At 72.4% G+C, this 1856-nt stretch carries 1 protein-coding gene; it reads left to right on the plus strand.

The window, feature by feature from the left end; translation table 11 throughout:
* Nucleotides 1-3: 3 nt before the first annotated feature.
* A complete protein-coding gene (locus tag D180_RS01970) occupies nt 4-1764 on the plus strand; it encodes an EAL domain-containing protein (protein WP_081616368.1) in 1761 nt (586 codons plus the stop codon).
* Nucleotides 1765-1856: the final 92 nt, after the last annotated feature.

Raw genomic sequence — 1856 nt, forward strand, 5'->3', positions numbered from 1 at the left:
GAACTGGCGGCAGCCGCCACGCCACTGGCCGGCAGCGAGCACGACGACGGCACCGCCGACGCCAACGCAGCCGCCTTCGTCGTCGCCGACGCCGCCCCCGGTCCCGCCACACCGGCCGCGGCCGCGCCGTACCGCGTGCTGATCGTCGAGGACGATCGCGCGCAGGCGCTGTTCGCGCAGAGCGTGCTGCATGGCGCCGGCATGCATGCGCAGGTGCAGATGCAGGCCGAAGGCGTGCAGCAGGCCATCGTCGACTACCGGCCGGACCTGATCCTGATGGACCTGCACATGCCGGGACTGGACGGCATGCGCCTGACCGCGCTGATCCGCCAGCAGCCGCAGCACCAGCTGCTGCCGATCGTGTTCCTGTCCGGCGACGCCGATCCGGAACTGGAATACGAAGTGCTCGACAGCGGCGCCGACGACTTCCTGACCAAGCCGATCCGGCCGCGGCACCTGATCGCCGCGGTCTCCAACCGCATCCGCCGCGCCCGCCAGCAGGCCCAGCAAGGCCACGCCGAGGCGGTGCCGCTGAACAACCCCGAGACCGGCCTGCCGACCCGCGCCCACGTGCTGCAGTTGCTGGACACGACGCTGCGCGCGCGCCGCCCCGGCAGCCTGTACTTCATCGAGATCGCCAGCGCGCTCGGCCTGCGCGAACGCTATGGCTACGCCGCGTTCGAGCGGCTGATGGTGCAGGCCGGGCGCCGCCTGGCCGGCATCACCGCGCCGCAGCCGCTGGCGCGGCTCAACGACAACAGCTTCCTGCTGCTGGCCGACGACGCCGATGCCGACGCGCAGCGGCAACGCGCGCAGAGCCTGCGCGACACCCTGTCCGGCCACGCCTTCCCGTTGCGCGAGGACGAGGCGCTGCACCTGCGCTGCGCGATCGGCTACGCCGACTTCGGCCATGGCTTCGAGGACGCCGGCAGCGCGCTCGAGGCGGTCGAACGCACCGCGCTGCAGGCGCGGCTGCATCCGCAGAGCATCGCCGCCTACGTGCCGCCGCGCACGGACGAGGACCTGCAGCGCATCGCGATGCTGGAGGGACAACTGGAGCCGGCCTACCAGCCGATCGTCGCCGTCGCCGGCGGCGACATCGCCCAGTACCAGGTGCTGCTGCGCCTGCGCCAGCGCGACGGCAGCCTGCTCTCGGCCGGCCAGGTGCTGCCGGCCGCCGAGGCCGGCGGACGCCTCGCCGACCTCGACCAGCAGGTGCTGGACCACGCGCTGGGCCTGCTGCATCTGTACCAGCACGCCACTCCGCCGCTGCGCCTGTTCGTCTCGCAGTCCACGCGCACGCTGGCGCGCACCGCCTTCGCCGAATGGCTGATCGACACCATCGGCCGGCGCGGCGTCACCGGCACCTCGCTGGTGATCGACCTGCGCCTGGACGATGCGCTGGTCCACACCGCCACGCTGCAGCAGTTCTGCGCACGGCTGATGCCGCTGGGCGTGCAGTTCTGCATCAGCCAGTTCGAACCGGGCGCCGAGGCCGAAGCGCTACTGGCGCATCTGCCGCTGGGCTATCTGCGCCTGTCGGCACGCTTCGCCGGCGCGCATGCCGATCCCGAACTGCGCGACCAGCTGCGCGCCACCATCGACCTGGCGCACCGCGCCGGCCTGCTGATCATCGGCCAGCAGATCGAACAGGCGCAGGCCGCGGCCGCGATGTGGATGGGCGGGGTCGACTTCATCCAGGGCAACCTGGTGCAGTCGGTCGGCGACCAGCTGAACTTCGACTTCCAGAACGCGGTGCTCTAGCCATGTCCGTCCGCAGACGTCGGCCCGTTCCGCGGCCGGCGACCTTCGCCGCGGCGCTCGCCGTCGCCGGCACCTTGCTGGCGCTGCCGCCG

The organism is Xanthomonas sp. SHU 166 (genome assembly GCF_000364685.1).
Taxonomy (GTDB): domain Bacteria; phylum Pseudomonadota; class Gammaproteobacteria; order Xanthomonadales; family Xanthomonadaceae; genus Xanthomonas_A; species Xanthomonas_A sontii.